This is a genomic window from Streptomyces sp. NPDC101166, assembly GCF_044768125.1.
Taxonomy (GTDB): domain Bacteria; phylum Actinomycetota; class Actinomycetes; order Streptomycetales; family Streptomycetaceae; genus Streptomyces.
This window is the reverse complement of sequence record NZ_JBIWPF010000026.1, coordinates 1-18603: the sequence shown is the minus strand read 5'-3', so window position 1 is coordinate 18603 and position 18603 is coordinate 1. Positions and strand designations below refer to the sequence as shown.

The following is an 18603-nucleotide window of genomic DNA, read 5'->3' as shown; positions in this document are numbered from 1 at the left end:
GACGTAGTACGACAAACCAACACAGGCTGGGTGCGGTGTCCCGTGAACCGTTCCCGGAGGTCTCCGTGCCGCGTACGCTCTCGCGTCCCCGACTGCGCAGCACCGCGGCCCTGTTCACCACCCTCACGGCGTTCGCCTCGTGCTGCCTGGTCAGCGCCCGCCCGACCGAGCCGTACGCGGCCGCGCCCTGCGCGCTCAAGCGCACCGCCGCCCACCACTCGGAAGGGCTGGACACCTGGAACGCCTCCTATCCGCGGCCGGCCCGTGGGCTGGACGCGGTGATGGTCTTCCTGTCGTTCCCGGACTTCAAGCCGGCGAACTCCCCGGCCGAGCTGACCGCCGACCACTTCCCGGCCACCAGCGACTACTTCCGCCGGGCGTCCTACGGCAGGTTCAGCCTGCGCCCGCATCCGCTCCGGCGCTGGATCCGGATGCCGAAGCCGTCCACCGCATACGCCATACGGCGCGACTGGGCGGCCGAGGACCGGGCCGCCTATCTGCGCGACGCGCTCGCCGCCGCCGACGGCCAGGTCGACTTCTCCCGCTACGACCTCGTCTACTTCGTCGCCGACCCGGACGCGCCCGGGGTCGACTCGGACGCCACCAAGGTCGTCAATCTGCGCACCCCGCTGCGGGCCGACGGGACCGACCTCCGCCGGATCGTCACCGTGTTCGAGCGGCATCCGCCGGACCGGCTGGTCCTCGCCCATGAGACCGGCCACGTCTTCGACCTGCCCGACCTCTACCGCCGGCCCGCCGACGGCAAGGGCGACTGGGACACCCATGTGGGTGACTGGGACCTGATGGGCAGCCAGTTCGGACTGGCCCCGGACCTGTTCGCCTGGCACAAGTGGAAGCTGGGCTGGCTCGACCCCCGGCAGGTGGTGTGCGTACGGGGCGGGGAGCGGGCCCGGCTGACGCTGGAGCCGCTCGGCGCCGCGCCCGGCACACCGCTGACGCTGCCGTCCAGGTCGACGGCGTTCGGGCTGGGGGGCGGCGTGAAACTCGCCGTCGTGCGCACCGGCGCCGACAGTGTGCTCGCCTTCGAGGCGCGCGGTCCCGTCGGCAACGACGGCTCCGCCTGCCGCGCCGGCATCCTCGTCTACCGCGTCCACAGCGGCGAGGAGTCCGGGCGCGGCCCGGTCGAGGTGGTCGACGCCCACCCCGGCACCGAGGCCTGCTGGGAGAACTCCGTCTACCCGCCCCTCGCGGACGCCCCGGTCTCCCTGGGGGAGGCCTTCACCGTGCCGGGGGAGGACGTGCGGGTCCAGGTGCAGGGGCGGACCCTGGCGGGGGCGTGGACGGTGGACATCACCACGGGGCGACGGGTGTGACAGGTGGGCCCGCGGGGTGGCTCCGCAGGGCGCGCATGACGACGGCGGGGCCGGTCACTGTGTGACCGGCCCCGCCGTCGATTGTCGTGCGCCGCCAGGGACTCGAACCCCGGACCCGCTGATTAAGAGTCAGCTGCTCTAACCAACTGAGCTAGCGGCGCCTGCTGACGTCGTAGACCTTAGCATCCTGGTCGGCGGGGTGAGAAATCGATATCCGCACAGCTGACCGGGCCGCCCGTACCGCCGCCCAGAGCAGGATCTCGGGGCCCGGAAGCCACGGGTGACGGGTGTCCGGGGCGACCACCCAGCGGGTGGAGGTGTCCCCCGGAGAGGCGAGCGGCGCCGGCACGGTGACCGCGTCTCCGTTGCCGTGGCACAGAAGCGGCGGGACCGTGCCCGTACGGCCGTCGGGGCGGCCGTCGGCGCTCCACTCCTCCCACTCCAGCAGCGAGGGCAGCCGCTGGGCCGTTCCCGGTGCGGCGAACAGCAGCGTCCGCCCGCGGAACGCGGCCACCGGCCCGGAGCCCGGCCCCTCGCCCCACAGCCGGTCCAGCATCAGCCGGCCGAACATCACGGGCGCGCTCACCACGTCGAAGACGGAGCCGCAGGGCAGCACGACCGGGGCGTTCGGCCGCTCCTCCCACAGGGCGAGCGTGCTGCGCGGATAGGCGCCGGCGGAGGCCAGCCAGGCGGCGCCGTCCGCTGTGACGGCGGCGACGCCCGACTGCCCGGCGTGACCGGTGAGGGGGGCGGGAGAGGCGGAGGCGTCCCAAGCGCTGCTCATGCCTCTTGTCTACCGGCGGTGAGGGTACGATCGCCCAGGGTTGCGGGAATCCGGGACGAGAGCGGGCGCAAGGCGGTATCTTGCCCGCAACTTGCCCGCCTGGCATATGCCATGCCTTCACCCGGAGTGTCGGACGCGGTCGGCCGCGAGGTCAGACGGGATCGACGTGCCCCCGGCCCTCGACGTCCCCCCGCAGCAGGTCCCGGCCGAACTCGACCATCTTCTTCGCGTAGTCCTCGGTCCACTCCGCCCGCGCGGCGATGTCCGCCGGGGTGATCCGGTCGAACCGGCGCGGATCGGCGAGCTGCGCCGCGGCCATCGCCTGGAACTCCAGCGCCCGGTCGGCCGCCGCCTGGAACGCCACCGTCAGCTCCGTCGCACGGGCCAGCAGCGCGCCCGGATCGTCTATCGACTCCAGGTCGAAGAAGTGCTCAGGATCGCCGGCGGCCTCCGCGGGCTCGAAGAGCAGGGGCGCGGGGCGTAGCCGCGGTTCGTTCCGACGCGGCGTGGGCTCCGCCATGTCTGGTCCTCCTCCTACGGTCGTGATGGCGCCACTGGTGAGCGGACCACCTTCCATTGTCCCCCGCTCACACAAGGGGGCCTGAGCCCCGACCCTTCAAGGCCCCCGCTCCCCGCGTTGTTCCCTACCCACCCCGAGCGCCCCTGACGACGCCGAAAGCAACCCGGCGCGGCACCGGTCAGGGGCGCCAGGGCACGCGGTGTTCGGCGAGGTGGGAGAGCACCGCGTGATTTGCCTCCCAGCCGTCGGGACTGTGACCGTCGGCCGCCTCCGGCGGCGTGCCGGACGCCGTCCGGCGGGGGCGTGGGCGGGGTGTCGGCGTCGGTCAGGGGCGCCAGGGCACGCGGTGTTCGGCGAGGTGGGAGAGCACCGCGTGGTTCGCCTCCCAGCCGTCGGGGAAGCGGACGAGCGTGCCCAGTTGGACCGGTTCCGTCGACGGGTAGTCGTCCAGGAGGTCGCTCACGCCCTCGCGGCAGACCACCACGCACGCGTGGCGGTGGCGGGAGGCCAGGACGCAGAGGCGGCCCGTCTCCAGATGGAAGGCGGTGGCGTCGGGGCGGCCGGAGAGCGGGTGCAGGATCACCGTGACGTCGTACTCCCGGCCCTGGAGCCGGTTGGCCGTGTCGACGGTGACGCCCGCGGCGCCCAGCTCGGCGAGCGCCGCCCGGATCGCGGCCGCCTGGTCGCGGTGGGCGGTGCCGACGGCGATCCGGTCGGCGGTCAGCGGCACGGGGCCGTCCGAGCTCTCGGACGTCGCCGCGCCGCCCCGGTCCAGCAGGCGGCGCACGACCGCGGCCACCGCCCGCACCGCCTCCGGGTCGGTACGGGGCGTGCGCCGCGCGGGCAGCTCCAACAGCCCCCAGCCGGACTGCGCCGCCTCGTCGATCACCCGGTCCGGGCCGGAGCCGTCCGACGGCACGGCGAAGGACAGCCGCCGGTCGCCGTGGCCGGTGCCGCTGCGGAACGGCGTGTACGGGTAGAAGGCGTCGGAGACCAGGGGCGCCGCCGAGGCCGGGAGCCGCCAGGACACCGGCAGCCGGTGCTGCGGCAGCTCCGGGTTGTGCGCCAGCAGCGTCGACACCGCCGACGCCGACGGGTCGTAGGACAGCCCCGCCCACTGCTCGGCGCCGACGATCGCGAACGGGTCCAGCTGCCCCGGGTCGCCCACGAACAGCGCCCGCTCGAACAGCCCGGCCACGGCCAGCAGCCCGTCCGAACGCATCTGGTAGGCCTCGTCCACGATGGCGTGCCGCCACGGCTCGTCGACCTTCGCATGCGCCCACTTCGCCGCCGTGGACAGCACCACGGGCAGACCGGAGAGGTCGCCCGCCTTGGCCGACGTCCGCACGTTCGGCAGGGCGTCCAGCGCCTTGTCGTAGGCGTCGGCGTCGCTGCTGTGCAGCCGGCCCACCGGCAGCTCGCCGTTCTTCGCGGCGAGCCGCAGCACCAGGTCGTCGACCTGCGCGTTGGTCTGCGCCACCACCATCAACGGGCGTCCCGCGTCGGCGAGTTCGAGCGCCGCTCGGACGACGAGCGTGGACTTCCCCGCGCCGGGAGGGGAGTCCACGACGACGCCGCGAGCGGTGCCGTGCAGGGTGTCGCGGAGGATCGCGTCGGTGGCGCGCGCGGCGGCCGTACCGGGGTCGAGGGCGGTATCGGTCGTCACAGGAGGTCCTCCCGGGTGACGGAGTCGGGTGCTTCGGGGGCCTGTTCACCCGGCGGCCCGCCGTGCGTCCACGGCGTCTCCTCCGGGTCGGGCAGCTTCGCGCCGCCGCGCTGCTCGTGCTCGAAGAGCGTGAAGCAGACCCGGTCGCCCTTCTCGGGCACCGACCCCGGCTCGGGTTCCCTGCCGCGGCCCATCTTGTCGACGATCCGCAGCACGAGCAGCTCCCCGCCGCCCCGTGCCCCGTCGTCCCCTTCCTCCCGGCCCGCGAACTCCGCGGTCTGCGGCTTGCCGCCCAGGGAGCGGTACACCTTCGCCCGCTCGGCGAGATGCGGCCGGTCGTCGGTGCGGACCGTGACCAGCGGGCGCGGGCTCGGCCGCTTGCTCTCGCTGTACGCCATGACGACGTCGACGACCTCGCCCGCGAACGCCTCCCCGGCCAGCCGTCGTCCCGCCATCACCAGCGGGTCGTCCAGCGCCTCCTGCGCCTCCAGCCGGGCCTGCTCACGCTCGCGTGTGGCGAGCTTGTTGGCCGCGGTGACCGCGTCGTCGCGGCGGGGCTGCGGGGGCTCGCCGGCCACCACCCGGTCGCGGTGACCGGTGAACGACCAGCGGTCGCGGGTCCACCGCTCCTCGACGTGCGCGCCCTCGGGCAGCGTCCGCAGCAGGTCCAGGCCGCGCCACACCGCGTCCCAGGTGGGCCGCGTCCGGCTCTCCACCAGGTCGCGGATCTCCCGCTCTGCGGCGGACAGCGCGCCCAGCCGGTCGTCGGCCTCCACGCCGTCCTCCGCGGCGGCCAGGGCGACGCGCGCCCGGTCGTAGCGCTCGACGGCGGGGGCGAGCAGCTTGTTGTCGAAGGCCGGGTCGGTCGCCGGACCGGCCGGCGGGCACAGCAGCTGTCCCTGTGCGTCCCGGGCGAGTTCGGCGCGCAGCGCGGCCTCGGCGCCCGTGGCGTCCCCGGGCGGGTCGATCCAGGCGAGCAGCGCCCCGAGGTGCTGGTCCTCCAGGCTGGACTGCCCCGTCGCCCAGTGCCGGCCGAGCACCTCGGTCGCGGCCAGCAGCAGCGAGGAGCCGGGCACCCGGGCCCGCTCCGCGTAGTGCGTCAGCCACCGGCCGAGCAGCGGCACACGTGGGGGAGCGGGATACGGGGTCTGCGGATCCTGCTCCGCCGTACGCCTGAACCGCATGGACCGGCCCAGGAGGCGCACGAAGTCGACGCCGGCGCGGCTCGGCACGATCAGCTGCGGCGCGTCGGCGCACAGGTCGACCTCGACCTTGACCCGCTTGCCGCTCTCCGGGTCGGTCTCGGTGCGCTCGGCCGCCTCCACGACGTCGGCGTAGGAGTCGACGTACGGCAGGACGACGTCGGCGAGTTCGGCGAGGAAGGCGAACCTCTGGTCTCGGTCGCGCGGCTGGGGCACGGCCAGCAGTCGGGGCGCGTCCCGGTCGTCGCCGACGAGGGCGCCCAGCGGGGCGCCGGCCTCGCCGGCGGTGGTCAGCGGCACGAACACCAGCGGCCGCGTGGACAGATGCCGGTGGCGGACGGTCGCGGCGGGCTGGGCCCTTCCGGTGGCGACGGCTTCGAGCCGGGCGAGGGTCGTGATCAGCGACACATCGCCTCCAGCGCCTCGCCGCGCAGCTGCGCCGCCCGGCGCAGGGCCGCGACCGCGGGGTCGTCGGGATCGCCGGCCTCCCCGCGCGCCGCCGCCAGCACGTCCTCGACGGTCGTCAGCGCGCCCAGTTCGGCGCGGACCGGGCGGCCCAGAGTCGTCACCGCGCCCACCTCGCGGGAGCGGCCGCGGCAGTGGAACGCCAGCTCGCACGCCGACAGGCACTCGGGCGCGTACGTCGCCGGGACCGACTCGACGGCGGCCAGGAGCCGGTCGGCGGGCAGCTCCGGGGAGAAGCAGACGCCCTCCGGCAGGGCGTCGGCGATGTCCTCGATGCGGGTGAGCCGGGCCAGTTGGCGGCGGGTGACCGCGCGCTGCTTGCGGACGTCCACGGCGGAGGCGGTGGGCAGGTTGGAGAAGTCCTTCGGGCACACGAGGAGCACCCGGTGGCGCACGGGCGGCGCGGGGTCGAGCCGGGCGGCGACCTGCTCCAGCGCCAGCACGTACACCGCGGCCTGCCGGGCCGCGGCGCCCACCTTCGCCGGGTCCGCCGAGCCGTCCAGCATCGGGAACGACTTGATCTCCACGACGGTCCAGCTGCCGTCGGGGTGCACCACGACGGCGTCCGGCTCCAGGAAGGCGGGGGAGCCGGCGACGTCGAGCGCGAGCATCGGATGGTCCAGGAGCGTCCACGTCCCGGCCGCGGCGGTGGCCTCGCGCAGGGCCAGCGCCGTCCGCGCGGTGCGGCCCTCGGGGCCGACCGCCGTCAGGTCGGGCACGCTCGCCCCGGCGGGGGGCTCGGCGCGCGGGTCCAGCCTCTCGTGCACCAGACGCAGCAGTTCCGTGCCGCCGTCCGCCTTCACCTTCGCCTCGAAGGCGTTGCCGCGCGTGAGGGCGAACTGCGACTGGCCGAAGGCCGAAGGCGAGCCCAGCGCGCTCGCCAGCGCCGTCTTGTTCACCCCGGCGCCGTCGAGGATGGCGCGCCGGCTGCATCCCGGGTTCGCGGCGAGCGCCGCGAGGGCACGGGCGTCCAGCGCCTTGGCCGGTACGTCGGGGCCGCGCAGCTCAGCGAGCCGCCGCCGCAGCGCCGTCCCCCGCGTCCGAGGGGGAGGCACCTGGTTCGGCTCCGCTCCCGGACCGTGACTCGCGCTGCCGTGGAATTCGCTCACCCGTGGAAGTCTGGCATCCGCCACTGACAATCGGGGCGGGGGTGGCGACAGAGGCCGCCGTCGGGGCGAGCCCGGTGCGCGTCGCGTGCCACTGGCGGACCCGCTCGGCGCGGCGCAGCACCAGCGGCGTCAGCAGCAGACCGGCCCCCATCACGGCCGCGCCCGCGACCGCGTCGAGGAAGTAGTGGTTCGCGGTGCCCATCACCACGATCGTCGTCACCAGCGGGTAGACGACGGCCGCCGTCTTCGCCAGCCGGGTGCCGCCGTACCGCCACAGCATCACCCCGCACCACAGCGCCCAGCCGACGTGCAGGCTGGGCATGGCCGCGTACTGGTTGGTCATGCCGCCCATGCCGCGCGGGGCGCTCGCCGCGCCGCCCCACCAGCCCCACGAGCTGTACTGGGCCATCGTGTCGACGAAGCCGTGCTCCGCCGAGAGCAGACGGGGCGGGCAGGTGGGCAGCAGCGTGAAGCCGATCAGGCCTATGAGGGTCGACGCCATCAGCCAGGTGCGGGCTGCGCGGTAGTGCAGGGCGCGCGAGCGGAACAGCCAGACGAGGATCGCCGGCGTCACCACGTAGTGCAGCGACGCGTACCAGAAGTCGGCGGGTATGCCGATCCACGCCTGGTCCGTGAAGAGGCGGTTGAGCGGGTGCTCGGCGTTGATGCGGAGGAACTCCTCCACGCGCAGGATGGCCAGGCCGTGGTCGACGGCCGTGGAGACGTCCCCACGCGCGAGCAGACGGCCCGCCGTGTAGCAGGCGTACACCAGCAGGATCAGCGGCAGCTCGGTCCACCAGCGCAGCCGGGTCCGCGGGATAGCCCCGGTGTCCGGTGTCTCGGTCTGCGGCATCCGATGCCTCCCCCTTCTCGTCGCTGCCGCGCCGGTGGCACGGAGGTGCCACTGTACGGCGTGTGCTCGCGCCCCCTGCAAGGACGTCCCCGGCCCTCAAAGACGCCGGGGCCGCCCGTCGGGTTGCCCACCCCCAGGGTGAGCGATGATGGAGGGACTTCCCCGCGATTCGTCCCCTGGATTCCCCAGGGTTCTCCCGGAAAGGTCCCCCATGGCACCGCGCATCCTGCTGGCCCGGCACGGACAGACCGAGTGGTCGCTGTCCGGCAAGCACACCGGCAGGACCGACGTTCCCTTGCTGGAGGAGGGCCGCCGGGGCGCGAAGCTGCTCGGTGAGCGGCTGCGGCGGGAGCCGTTCGACGGGCTGCCCGACGTCGAGGTCCGCACCAGCCCGCTGGCACGCGCGCGGGAGACGTGCGAGATCGCGGGCTTCGGCGAGCGGGCCGCGCGGTGGGACACGCTGATGGAGTGGGACTACGGGGCGTACGAGGGGCTCGCCCCCGCCGACATCCAGGCGCTGCGGCCGGGCTGGCTCATCTGGCGGGACGGGGTGCCGGACGGGGAGTCCCTCGCGGAGGTCACGGCGCGGGCGGACGAGGTCGTGGCGTGGGCGCGCTCGGCCGAGCGGGACGTGCTGGTGTTCGCGCACGGGCACATACTTCGGTCGATCGGGGCGCGGTGGCTGGGGCTGCCGTTGTCCTTCGCCGGGCGGATACGGCTGAATCCGACGTCGCTGTCGGTGCTGGGATGGGCTTACGGGGAGCCGGCGATCGAGAGCTGGAACGACGTGGGGCACTTGGCGTAGGGGGCTTGCCCCGGGGGGCGCTCGACTTCAGGGCCGGGCGCCCGGTGCCGCGGACGCCTCACGCCGGCGTCACTCCGCGCGGTGTCGACGCGTGCTTCTCCAGGAAGTCCGAGACTCCCGAGGCCCGGCGGTGGGGGAGGAGGACCCTGGCCGTGCCGGCGAGCATGGTCTGGATGCGTGAGGACTGCACCTGGCTCAGCAGGTTCAGGACGCGCAGGCCCGCCGCCGCGGCCTCGTCGGGCCGGCCTCCGCGCGCGAGGTCGTCCGCCAGCTCGGCTGTGTACAGGGCGATGTTCCGGGTGAAGTGCGGGTCCTGGAGGTCCGCCGCCCGGCGCGCGTGGCGTGCGGCACGCGGCCAGTCGCCCAGCGTCGACCAGCACTGCGCCTCCAGCCCCTCCAGCTCGGCCTCGCCGTAGAACGACATCCACTCGGGGTCGGCGTCCGTGTCGCCCCGCGCGTAGAGGGCCTGGGCACGGGCGAGGGCCTGCTCGCAGCCGGTGCGGTCGGCGAGCCCGGCCCAGCCGCCCGCCTCGCGCAGCGCGAGCAGGGACATCAGCCGGGGCGAGCCGAGCGGGCGGGCGACGCGCTGCGCGGCCTGGGCGGCCCGCACCGCCTCACGCGGGCGGCCCGCGTCGCGCGCGAGGAACGCGGTGTTGCAGAAGGCGTGCGCCTCCAGTGCGTGGTCGCCGGTCATCCGGGCGGTGGCCAGGGCCTCGGCGTAGTGGGAGCGGGCGTCGTCGAAGCGGCCGGAGTCGTGCGCCAGCCAGCCGACGGAGATGGCGAGTTCACCGGCGCCCGAGTGGAGCCGGTCGACGGTGGCCTGCCGGGTCGCCCCTGCGTCCAGCAGCGCGTAGGCGGCGCGCAGCGGTGTCGCGGCGCGCCGGTAGAGACCGTCCGCGCCGTGCCGGTCGTCCAGCAGCCGGATCCTGCGGACCGCTTCTTCGAGGGCGCCGGCGTGGCTGCTCCCGGCGCGGCGGACGGGACGCTCCGGGGCGGGCGCCTCCAGGGCGAACCCGAGCGGGCCCAGCGAGGCGGCGGCCACCGTGGCGCCTCCGCCGGTCATGAATGCGCGACGCAGCACGTCGCTCTCCTCGTGGTCGTGGTGCGTGTCGTACGGGTCCTGCGTGTCATACGGCTCGTACGTCCGGCGCGTCTCATCGGAGCCCGGCGCGCCCGCGGGGGAGCGCGTCGGGCGGCCGAGGTGCGCCGGGGGCGATTCCTCTTCCATGCGCGCCCCCCGCCCGCGTACGGACGAACGGGGTGCGAACCCCAGGTCGGTGAGAGTGCGGCCGGGGAACATGTGCAGGAACACCCGCTCGTAGGCGTAGTTGGGACAGCGGATCTCCCCCGCCTCGACCCGGCCGATGTAGCGCGCGTCGCAGCTGACCCGCTCGCCGATCTCGCGCGCGGCCCGCCGTACCAGCGCGGCGAACTCGGCCGGCGAGCGCTGTCCGCGCAGTCGCCGGAAGGCGAGGTTGGGTCGTGGGGGCCGGTCGGGCCGTGGTGGGGGCACCGTCGACGACGCCATGGCCGGGTCCTCTCGTGCGAACCGTCGAACCATGCCGGGCGCGGGGCGAGCCGATCGATCGTCCGAGGTGATCACCCTGTTGTCCGGCGGCAAGAACGTACCTGCTGTGACCGGACCGCCACGCGGTGTTTGGCCACAAACCGGATATCTCCTACGAGATCTGCCATGAACTGCCATCCTTTGCGGCGGACTTCCGCCGTAGCCCTTGACGGGCGTGACGCGTTGAGCCCTGTGGACCGGGAGCCGCCCGACTCCCGCGCCGCTCGCCGAAGGAGGGGTTCAGTGGTGGAGGCCGGGATGCAGACCAGCCGGAACGTCGACGTCGAGTGCAGTGAGCCGCAGCCGGGGTGTGACGTGGTCACCGTCCCCACGAGGCAGGGGCTGGAGGCCGTCGACATCCTGCGCAGGCGGGGTCCGGGAGACGCGGTGGGACCCGTGCTCCACGACGACGGGGGCGGGACGCTCGGCTTCGTGGTCCCCGCGGGCACGGCGGCCGCCTGGGACGTGCCGGGCAGCACGTGCACGGGGACGGACGGCCGCGGGCTGCGGCTGGCCCCCGAGCCGCCGGTCGAGGGCGCGGACTGGCTGGTCCCGCCCGGCGAGGCGGATCTCGCGACGGATCCGGCGGTCCTGCGAAGAGCGTTGGGCGAGGCGGCCCGCGTCATCGAGGCGGCGGACAACTGCCGCTGAGGCCCCACGCCGCACCTGCGAGAATGCCCTCATGGCACGGTCCCGCACCTCTCGTCGCGAGCGCGACGCCGTCGCCGTCGTCGAACCCGTCGACGGCGGGCAGGCCCGGCTGGTGGCCGACCGGGACCGCGCGCGGGCCTGGACGCTGCTGATCGACGGGGCGCCGCAGTCGCACGTCGACCTCGACGATCCGACGTACTTGTCCTTCGAGTACCAGCGCCGCCTCGGTCACGTCGTCGACCTCGCCGCGCCGCGGGGCAAGCCCCTGCAGGTCGTGCACCTCGGCGGCGGCGCCTTCACCCTCGCCCGGTACGTCGCCGCCTCCCGCCCCCGCTCCACCCAGCAGATCGTCGAACGCGACGCGCGTCTCGTCCAACTGGTCCGGCGTGAGCTGCCGTTGGACCCCGGGGCGCGGATCAGGGTCAGGTCGGCCGACGCCCGCGACGGGCTCGGCAAGGTGCCGGAGGGATGGGCCGACGTGGTCATGGCCGACGTGTTCAGCGGGGCCCGCACGCCCGCGCACCTGACGTCGTCCGAGTTCCTCGACGAGGTCCGCAGGGCGCTGAAGCCCGGCGGGCTCTACGCCGCCAACGTCGCCGACGGGCCGCCGCTGGCCCATCTGCGCGGCCAGATAGCCACCGTGGCCGCCCGCTTCCGTGAACTCGCCCTGGTCGCCGACCCGGCCGTGCTGCGCGGCAGACGGTTCGGCAACGCCGTCCTGGTCGCCTGCGACCTGCCCCTGCCGATCGCCGAACTGACCCGCCGGGCCGCCTCCGACCCGCACCCCGGCCGAGTCGAACACGGCAGGTCGCTCCTCGACTTCACCGGCGGAGCCGCACCGGTCACGGACGCCTCGGCCGTGGCGTCACCGGCCCCGCCGCCCTCGGTCTTCGAGTGAGAGCCGTATCGGGCACCGGAGTTCAGTAGGTGTTCACGTCCACCCGGGGCGGTCCGTCGTGCCAGGTGCAGAAGACAGTGACCCGGTCCGCGCCCGAGGCGAAGTCCACCCGGATCCACACCTGCGTCTTCCACACCTGCATCGACCAGCCCGCGCCGGGCGTCGCCGAGACGAGCGACGCGGACGTCGCGCCGAGGTCGAGGACCACCCGGCCGCCCTCGGTGTCATAGCTCTTGACCTCGCCCGGGGAGACGGCCCCTCCGGGGGCCGCCGCCCTGGACGCGCCCGGGGTGGACGCGCCGGAGGGGGACGGGGACGGTGCTGACGACGTGTCCGGCGTGCGGCTCGGCCGCACCGGGGACGGATCCGCGGAAGGGGAGGACGAGGGGCCGCTCGTCCCGGTCGCCGGCGGTTCGCTCGCCTCGGCCCGCCCGGTCGCCTCACCCGCCGTCAGCGGCAGGGCGCGCGGCGGGTCGTAGGCCGTGCCGGCCATCACCGTGTGGACGCCCCACCACGACAGCGTGACCGCCGCGCCCGTGGCGAGCGACCACGCGAGCAGGTGTACGAGTCCGCTGCGCATCGCGGCCATCTTGCCCCACGCGCCCCACGGGTGTCGCACTGACGTGCGCGTACGCCGCATGGACACCTCACCGGTTGTCCACAGACGACGAGTTGTCCACAGGCCGGAACCGGGCTCGCCCGCATGGCGTAGGTTGCCGCGCATGGCAAGTGTGCTCGTGGTCGAGGACGACCAGTTCGTGCGTTCGGCGCTGATCCGGCACCTGACCGAAGCCTCGCACCTGGTGCGCAGCGTCGGGACGGCGCTGGAGGCGCTGCGCGAGGTCGCCCATTTCCGCTTCGACGTGGTCGTCCTCGATCTCGGACTGCCGGACCTGGACGGCTCCGAGGCCCTGAAGATGCTGCGCGGCATCACCGACGTGCCGGTCATCATCGCCACCGCCCGCGACGACGAGACGGAGATCGTCCGGCTGCTGAACGCCGGGGCGGACGACTACCTCACCAAGCCCTTCTCGGTGGAGCACCTCTCCGCCCGCATGGCGGCCGTCCTGCGCCGGTCCCGGGCCGGGGCGGGAGCGGCCCCGGCGGCCGCCGTGCTGCGGGTCGGCGGACTGACGGTCGATCCGCTGCGCCGCCAGGCGGAGTTGGACGGAGTCCGGCTGGACCTCACCCGCCGCGAGTTCGACCTGCTCGCCTTCCTCGCCGGCCGGCCCGGCGTCGTGGTGCCCCGCCGTGAACTGCTCGCCGAGGTCTGGCAGCAGTCCTACGGCGACGACCAGACCATCGACGTCCATCTGTCCTGGCTGCGCCGCAAACTGGGCGAGACGGCGGCCCGCCCGCGCTACCTGCACACCCTGCGCGGCGTCGGGGTGAAGCTGGAGCCACCGTCGTGAGGTGGGCTCTGGTCAAGGTCTGTCTGGCGGTCACCGCCATGGTCGTGGTCGCCTTCGCCGTCCCGCTCGGACTGGTCATCAAGGAGATGGCCCGCGACCGCGCCTTCTCCAACGCCGAGCGGGAGGCCGCCGTGGTGGTCCCCGCGCTGTCCATCGCCACCGACCGGGGCGAGTTGGAGCGGGTCGTCGCCTCCGCCGGCTCCGACGACGGCATGGCGGTGCACCTGCCGGCGGGCGAGGGCCGCCCGGCCGCGCGCCTGGGCCGCCCGCGTGCCGCCGGCTCCGACGTCGAGGCCGTGCGCGCCCTGGGCCGCGCCTCCACCGCCGGTGTGCCCGGAGGTTCCGTGCTGCTCCAGCCCGTGGCGCTGGGCATCGGCACCGTGGTGATCGAGGTGTACGTCCCCGAGGCCGAGGTCAGCAACGGCGTCGGCACGGCGTGGGCGGTGCTCGCCGGGGTGGGCGTCGCGCTGATCGTCGGCTCGGTCGCCGTCGCCGACCGCCTGGGCGTGCGGATGGTGCGGCCCGCCCAGCGGCTGGCGCAGGGCGCGCACGAACTGGGGGAGGGCGAACTCGGGGCGCGTGTGCCCGAGGAGGGGCCGAGCGAACTGCGGCTGGCGGCAGTGGCGTTCAACTCCATGGCCGACCAGGTCGTACAACTCATGGCGAACGAGAGGGAGTTGGCGGCCGACCTGTCCCACCGGCTGCGGACGCCGCTGACGGTGCTGCGGCTGAACGCGGCCTCCCTCGGCGACTCCCCGGCCGCCGAGCAGACCCGGGCCGCGGTCGCCCAGCTGGAGCGGGAGGTCGACACGATCATCCGCACCGCGCGGGAGGCCAAGCCTCGGACGGCCGCCGCCGGACCGGGCGCCGGCTGCGACGCGGCCGAGGTCGTGCGGGAGCGGATGGCGTTCTGGTCGGCGCTCGCCGAGGACGAGGACCGCACGGTGCGGGTGGCCGGCGTGGACCGGCCGGTGCGCATCCCCGTGGCCCGCGCCGACCTCGCCGCGGCGCTGGACGCGCTGCTCGGCAACGTCTTCCGGCACACCCCGCAGGGAACCGCCTTCGCCGTCGACGTGCACGACGCCGAGGACGCGGTGATCGTGCTGGTCTCGGACGCCGGCCCCGGCATATCCGACCCCGAGGCGGCGATGGCGCGCGGCCGGGGCTCCGGGAACGCGGGCTCGACCGGGCTCGGGCTGGACATCGTGCGCCGGCTCGCGGAGTCGACCGGCGGGGACGTACGGATCGGGTCCTCGGTGCTGGGCGGGACCGAGGTGCGTGTCCGGCTCCAGCTGAGCGGGCACGAGCCGCCGCGCCGGGGCCACCGCGGGGCGGTCCGCCGACGCCGCGCGGGCCGCCCGCGCCGCCCGGGATCGGTCTTCCCCCGCGCCTGACCTGCCGCGTCGTGGATCTCGCAGGTGATCTCGCGGCGGAATCGGCGGCGCGCCTCCCAGGCGATCTCACATCGGGCGAAGTGGGCCGAGCGGGTCGATTACGGTTCGACAACCGGCGCTCTCAACTCTTGACGCATGCAGGGAAACGGGGCTGTCATTGCGCAACCGTGTTCGGTCAAGTTCGTTTCTGGTCAATTGAGGCCTGATTTTCAGCCGGGCTGTGTGGCCGAACCCTGCCCCTGGAGCCGTACATGCACGACCTCTCCCCCTCCGGCCTCGGCCGCCTCGCCCCCAGCCGCCGCACCCTCCTGCGCGGCATGGGCGGCGCCGCCCTCCTCGGCGCCGGCATCCCCCTGCTGAGCGCCTGCGGCGGCAGCGGCACGGCCGCCGACCCCAAGACGGTCACCGTCGGTTCCAACGCGTCCGACCCCGTGCCGAAGAAGGCCTTCGCCGAGATCTACGCGGCCTTCACCCAGCAGTCCGGGATCAAGGTCGACGTGAACACCAAGGACCACAACACCTTCCAGGAGCAGATCAACTCCTATCTCCAGGGCACCCCGGACGACGTGTTCAACTGGTTCGCCGGCTACCGCATGCAGTTCTTCGCGGCCAAGAAGCTCGCCACCCCGGTCGACGAGGTGTGGCAGAAGATCGGCGGCGACTTCCCCGAGGCCATGAAGGCGCTCAGCAAGGGCGAGGACGGCAAGTACTACTTCGTCCCGCTGTACACGTACCCGTGGGCGCTCTTCTACCGCAGAAGCGTCTTCCGGCAGTACGGCTACACCGTTCCCACCACCTGGGACCAGCTCGTCGCGCTCTGCAAGCGGATGCAGCAGGACAAGCTCGTGCCGATCGCCTTCGGCGACAAGGACGCCTGGCCCGCGCTCGGCACCTTCGACCAGATCAACTTCCGCACCAACGGCTACGACTTCCACGTCGAGCTGATGGCCGGCAAGGCCTCCTGGACCGACGCCAAGGTGCGCAAGACCTTTGACCACTGGGCCGAGATCCTGCCCTACCACCAGGACGGCGCCGTCGGCCGCACCTGGCAGGACGCCGCGCAGTCCCTCGTCTCCAAGAAGGCCGGCATGTATCTGCTGGGCACGTTCGTCGCCCAGCAGTTCACGAACCCGGCCGACCTCGACGACCTGGACTTCTTCGCCTTCCCGGAGATCGACCCGGCGTACGGCCAGGACACCGTCGAGGCGCCCACCGACGGCTTCATGCTCAGTAAGGCCCCCAAGAACAAGCAGGGCGCCCTCAAACTGCTGGAGTACCTCGGCACCCCGCAGGCCGAGGCGGTCTACCTCAAGGCCGACCCGAGTGTCGTCGCCGCCTCCACCAAGGCCGACACCTCCTCGTACACCGCCCTGCAGAAGAAGGCGTACGCGATGATCACCGGCGCCAAGAGCCTCACCCAGTTCATGGACCGGGACAGCAGACCCGACTTCACCTCCACGGTGATGCAGCCCGCGCTGCAGAAGTTCATCCGCGACCCCAAGGGCGTCGACAGCCTGCTGACCTCGATCGAGCGGCAGAAGAAGACGATCTTCGCGTCCGGCTGATGAGTACCGACACCGACGACAAGACGGGCCACCGCCGTCTGCTCACCCGGCGTGACCGCGTCACGCTCGGGCTGATGGCGGGTGTGCCCACGGTCCTGCACGTGGCCCTGGTCTGGATCACCGCCCTCGCCTCGATCGCGCTGGCCTTCACCACCTGGGACGGCATCGGCTTCGACTCCATCCGCTGGGTCGGCCTGGCGAACTTCAAGGAACTGTTCACGACCAACCCGCAGTTCTGGCCGGCCGTCGAGCACAACGTCATCTGGTTCGTCGTCCTCATCCTGATCCCGACGCCGATCGGCCTGTTCCTCGCCGTGCAGCTGGACAAGAAGATCCGGTTCAGCCGGGTCTACCAGACCGCGTTCTTCCTGCCGGTCGTGGTGTCCATGGCGGTCATCGGATTCGTCTGGCAGCTCGTCTACAACCCCGACACGGGGCTGATCAACAGCCTCATCGGGGCCAACCGGCCCGGCCACTACATCGACTGGATCGGCGACCCCGACCTCAACCTCTGGGCGGTCCTGGTCGCCGCCTCCTGGCGGCACGCCGGATACATGATGATCCTCTACCTGGCCGGCCTGAAGAGCGTCGACCCGGCGCTGCGCGAGGCCTCGGCACTGGACGGCGCCGGCGAGTGGCAGACGTTCAGGAACGTCGTCTTCCCCGCCCTGCGCCCCACCAACACCGTCGTCCTCGTCGTCACGATCATCGAGGCCCTGCGCGCCTTCGACCTCGTCTTCGTCTTCAACAAGGGCGCCCAGGGCACCGAACTGCTGTCGATCCTGGTGACGAACAACATCATCGGCGAGTCCAGCCGCATCGGCTACGGCTCCGCCATCGCCGTCGTCCTCCTGGTGATCTCCCTCGCCGTGATCATCCCCTACCTGGTGGCGACCTTCCGGAAGGAGCGGCGCGCATGAGCACCGCGAGCGCGGCGGGCAAGCGGCGCACCCCCGTCCGCCCCGCCCGGATCCTGCTGCACGCCTTCCTGGTCGTCACCGCCCTGGCCTGGCTCGCCCCGCTGCTGTGGGCGCTGCTCGCCGCGATGCGCCCGTACGCCGAGACCAGCACGAAGGGCTACGTCTCCTGGCCCGACAAGCTGAGCCTGGACAACTTCACCAACGCGTATCAGCAGTCCGACATGCTGCACTACTTCGGCAACACGCTGATCATCGCCGTCCCGGCGGTGGTGCTGACGCTGTTCCTGTCGTCGATGGTCGCCTTCTACGTCAGCCGCTTCGACTTCCGCCTCAACCTGGCGCTGCTGCTGGTCTTCACGGCCGGCAACCTGCTCCCGCAGCAGGTGATCATCACTCCGCTGTACCGCCTGTACCTGCTCGTCGACCTGCCCGGCATCACCATGAGCGGCAAGCTGTACGACTCCGCCCTCGGGCTCGTGCTGATCCATGTGGCGTTCCAGTCCGGCTTCTGCGCCTTCGTGCTGAGCAACTACATGCGCTCCCTGCCGCACGAGCTGACCGAGGCCGCCCTCGTCGACGGCGCCTCCGTGTGGCGGCTCTACCGGCAGATCGTGCTGCCCTTGTGCAAGCCCGCGATGGCGGCCCTGGCCACGCTGCTCTCCATCTGGATCTACAACGACTTCTTCTGGGCCATCGTCCTGATCTCCACCGGCGAGAACATGCCGATCACCTCCGCCCTCAACAACCTCTCCGGCCAGTACTTCACCGACCCCAACCTGGTCGCCGCCGGCGCGCTGCTCACCGCGATCCCCACGCTCATCGTGTACTTCGCGCTGCAACGCCAGTTCGTCAGCGGCCTCACGCTCGGCGCCAACAAGGGCTGAGGACCGCTCCACGAGACACATGGAGGCCGCCGCCGGAGGGACAGCCACCGGCGGCCGGCCCCTGCTTGCGATACTGGACGCGCTGGCGGCGGCGGTGACCGATACCGGCGGCGAGACCGCGAAGCGATGGGCGGAATTCACCGAAGTCGGCCTGGGTGACAGCCCGGCCCGTGCAATGTGGAGGCACCTCATGGCCACGTACACCCCCCGTTTCCCCGGCAGCGGCACGCTCATCGAGGAAGCCATGAGCGAGGGTGAGGCAAAAGGCGAGGCCAAGGGGCGCGCCGCGGACATCCTCCGCATTCTCGACCGGCGTGGCATCGAGGTGTCCGAGGCGGTGCGGGAGCGTGTCACGTCCTGCACCGATCTGGACGCCTTGGGCACCTGGCTCGACCGCTCTCTCACCGCCTCGGCCGCCGAAGAGCTGTTCGACGGGACGTAACCGGCGCTCGTGGCACAGCGGGGGGGGGGGGGCCCCCCCCCCCGGCCCGCCCCCCCCCCCCCCCCCCCCCCCCCCCCGCGGGGGGGGGGGGCCCCCCCCCGGCCCCCCCCCCCCCCCCCCCCGGGGCGCCCC

18 protein-coding genes and 1 tRNA gene are annotated in these 18603 nt (G+C 73.3%); 10 read left to right on the top strand and 9 right to left on the bottom strand.

The features are described from left to right. Positions 1 to 35: 35 nt before the first annotated feature. Positions 36 to 1334 carry a M6 family metalloprotease domain-containing protein gene (locus ACIRS4_RS32160; protein ID WP_404202735.1) on the top strand — a complete coding sequence of 433 codons (1299 nt, stop codon included), beginning with the start codon at positions 36 to 38 and terminating at the stop codon, positions 1332 to 1334. A gap of 87 nt (positions 1335 to 1421) precedes the next feature. Here the strand turns inward: ACIRS4_RS32160 and ACIRS4_RS32155 are convergent. The 7 genes from ACIRS4_RS32155 to ACIRS4_RS32125 form a co-directional block, all read right to left on the bottom strand. Then, a tRNA-Lys gene (locus ACIRS4_RS32155) sits at positions 1422 to 1495 on the bottom strand. Beyond that, complete coding sequence (locus tag ACIRS4_RS32150; protein WP_404202733.1) at positions 1486 to 2118, bottom strand: bifunctional DNA primase/polymerase; 633 nt, start codon at positions 2116 to 2118, stop codon at positions 1486 to 1488. Before ACIRS4_RS32150 ends, ACIRS4_RS32155 begins: the two co-directional genes overlap by 10 nt. 151 nt (positions 2119 to 2269) lie before the next feature. Continuing rightward, a complete protein-coding gene (locus tag ACIRS4_RS32145; protein WP_130436614.1) occupies positions 2270 to 2638 on the bottom strand; it encodes a hypothetical protein in 369 nt (122 codons plus the stop codon). Between the two features lie 325 nt (positions 2639 to 2963). Then, a complete protein-coding gene (locus tag ACIRS4_RS32140) occupies positions 2964 to 4304 on the bottom strand; it encodes an AAA domain-containing protein (RefSeq protein WP_404202731.1) in 1341 nt (446 codons plus the stop codon). Continuing rightward, positions 4301 to 5914, bottom strand: coding sequence for a hypothetical protein (locus ACIRS4_RS32135; RefSeq protein WP_404202729.1), 1614 nt, complete (start codon positions 5912 to 5914; stop codon positions 4301 to 4303). Before ACIRS4_RS32135 ends, ACIRS4_RS32140 begins: the two co-directional genes overlap by 4 nt. After that, on the bottom strand, positions 5905 to 7026 hold the full coding sequence (locus tag ACIRS4_RS32130; protein WP_404202727.1) for a hypothetical protein: 1122 nt from the start codon (positions 7024 to 7026) through the stop codon (positions 5905 to 5907). Before ACIRS4_RS32130 ends, ACIRS4_RS32135 begins: the two co-directional genes overlap by 10 nt. Then, entirely contained in the window at positions 6977 to 7933 is a 957-nt protein-coding gene (locus tag ACIRS4_RS32125) for a phosphatase PAP2 family protein (protein WP_404202725.1), read from the bottom strand. The genes ACIRS4_RS32130 and ACIRS4_RS32125 overlap by 50 nt, the downstream gene beginning before the upstream one ends. A 211-nt stretch (positions 7934 to 8144) precedes the next feature. Between ACIRS4_RS32125 and ACIRS4_RS32120 the strand changes: the two genes are divergently transcribed. Further along, a complete protein-coding gene (locus ACIRS4_RS32120) occupies positions 8145 to 8738 on the top strand; it encodes a histidine phosphatase family protein (protein WP_404202723.1) in 594 nt (197 codons plus the stop codon). A 58-nt stretch (positions 8739 to 8796) separates the two neighbouring features. Here ACIRS4_RS32120 and ACIRS4_RS32115 read toward each other — a convergent pair whose 3' ends face one another. After that, on the bottom strand, positions 8797 to 10266 hold the full coding sequence (locus ACIRS4_RS32115; RefSeq protein WP_404202721.1) for a tetratricopeptide repeat protein: 1470 nt from the start codon (positions 10264 to 10266) through the stop codon (positions 8797 to 8799). Between the two features lie 297 nt (positions 10267 to 10563). Here ACIRS4_RS32115 and ACIRS4_RS32110 point away from each other — a divergent pair, with 297 nt between their 5' ends. Then, complete coding sequence (locus ACIRS4_RS32110) at positions 10564 to 10956, top strand: hypothetical protein (RefSeq protein WP_404202719.1); 393 nt, start codon at positions 10564 to 10566, stop codon at positions 10954 to 10956. Positions 10957 to 10987: 31 nt separating this feature from the next. Further along, on the top strand, positions 10988 to 11854 hold the full coding sequence (locus ACIRS4_RS32105; protein ID WP_404202716.1) for a spermidine synthase: 867 nt from the start codon (positions 10988 to 10990) through the stop codon (positions 11852 to 11854). A 22-nt stretch (positions 11855 to 11876) separates the two neighbouring features. Here the strand turns inward: ACIRS4_RS32105 and ACIRS4_RS32100 are convergent, their stop codons facing one another. Beyond that, entirely contained in the window at positions 11877 to 12434 is a 558-nt protein-coding gene (locus tag ACIRS4_RS32100; protein ID WP_404202714.1) for a hypothetical protein, read from the bottom strand. 142 nt (positions 12435 to 12576) lie between these two features. On the opposite strand from ACIRS4_RS32100, the gene ACIRS4_RS32095 reads away from it, so the two are divergent. The 6 genes from ACIRS4_RS32095 (at position 12577) to ACIRS4_RS32070 (ending at position 18471) form a co-directional block, all read left to right on the top strand. Then, positions 12577 to 13266 (top strand): response regulator transcription factor, encoded by a 690-nt coding sequence (locus ACIRS4_RS32095; RefSeq protein ID WP_404202712.1) that lies wholly within the window; start codon positions 12577 to 12579, stop codon positions 13264 to 13266. After that, entirely contained in the window at positions 13263 to 14660 is a 1398-nt protein-coding gene (locus ACIRS4_RS32090) for an ATP-binding protein (protein WP_404202710.1), read from the top strand. Before ACIRS4_RS32095 ends, ACIRS4_RS32090 begins: the two co-directional genes overlap by 4 nt. A gap of 251 nt (positions 14661 to 14911) precedes the next feature. Beyond that, the gene (locus ACIRS4_RS32085; protein WP_404202708.1) at positions 14912 to 16225 is read left to right on the top strand and encodes an ABC transporter substrate-binding protein; all 1314 of its coding nucleotides are present in this window, start codon (positions 14912 to 14914) and stop codon (positions 16223 to 16225) included. Continuing rightward, entirely contained in the window at positions 16225 to 17145 is a 921-nt protein-coding gene (locus ACIRS4_RS32080; protein ID WP_404202706.1) for a carbohydrate ABC transporter permease, read from the top strand. The genes ACIRS4_RS32085 and ACIRS4_RS32080 overlap by 1 nt, the downstream gene beginning before the upstream one ends. Beyond that, a complete protein-coding gene (locus tag ACIRS4_RS32075) occupies positions 17142 to 18029 on the top strand; it encodes a carbohydrate ABC transporter permease (protein ID WP_404202704.1) in 888 nt (295 codons plus the stop codon). Before ACIRS4_RS32080 ends, ACIRS4_RS32075 begins: the two co-directional genes overlap by 4 nt. A gap of 19 nt (positions 18030 to 18048) precedes the next feature. Further along, positions 18049 to 18471, top strand: coding sequence for a hypothetical protein (locus ACIRS4_RS32070; RefSeq protein WP_404202702.1), 423 nt, complete (start codon positions 18049 to 18051; stop codon positions 18469 to 18471). Positions 18472 to 18603 lie beyond the last annotated feature (132 nt).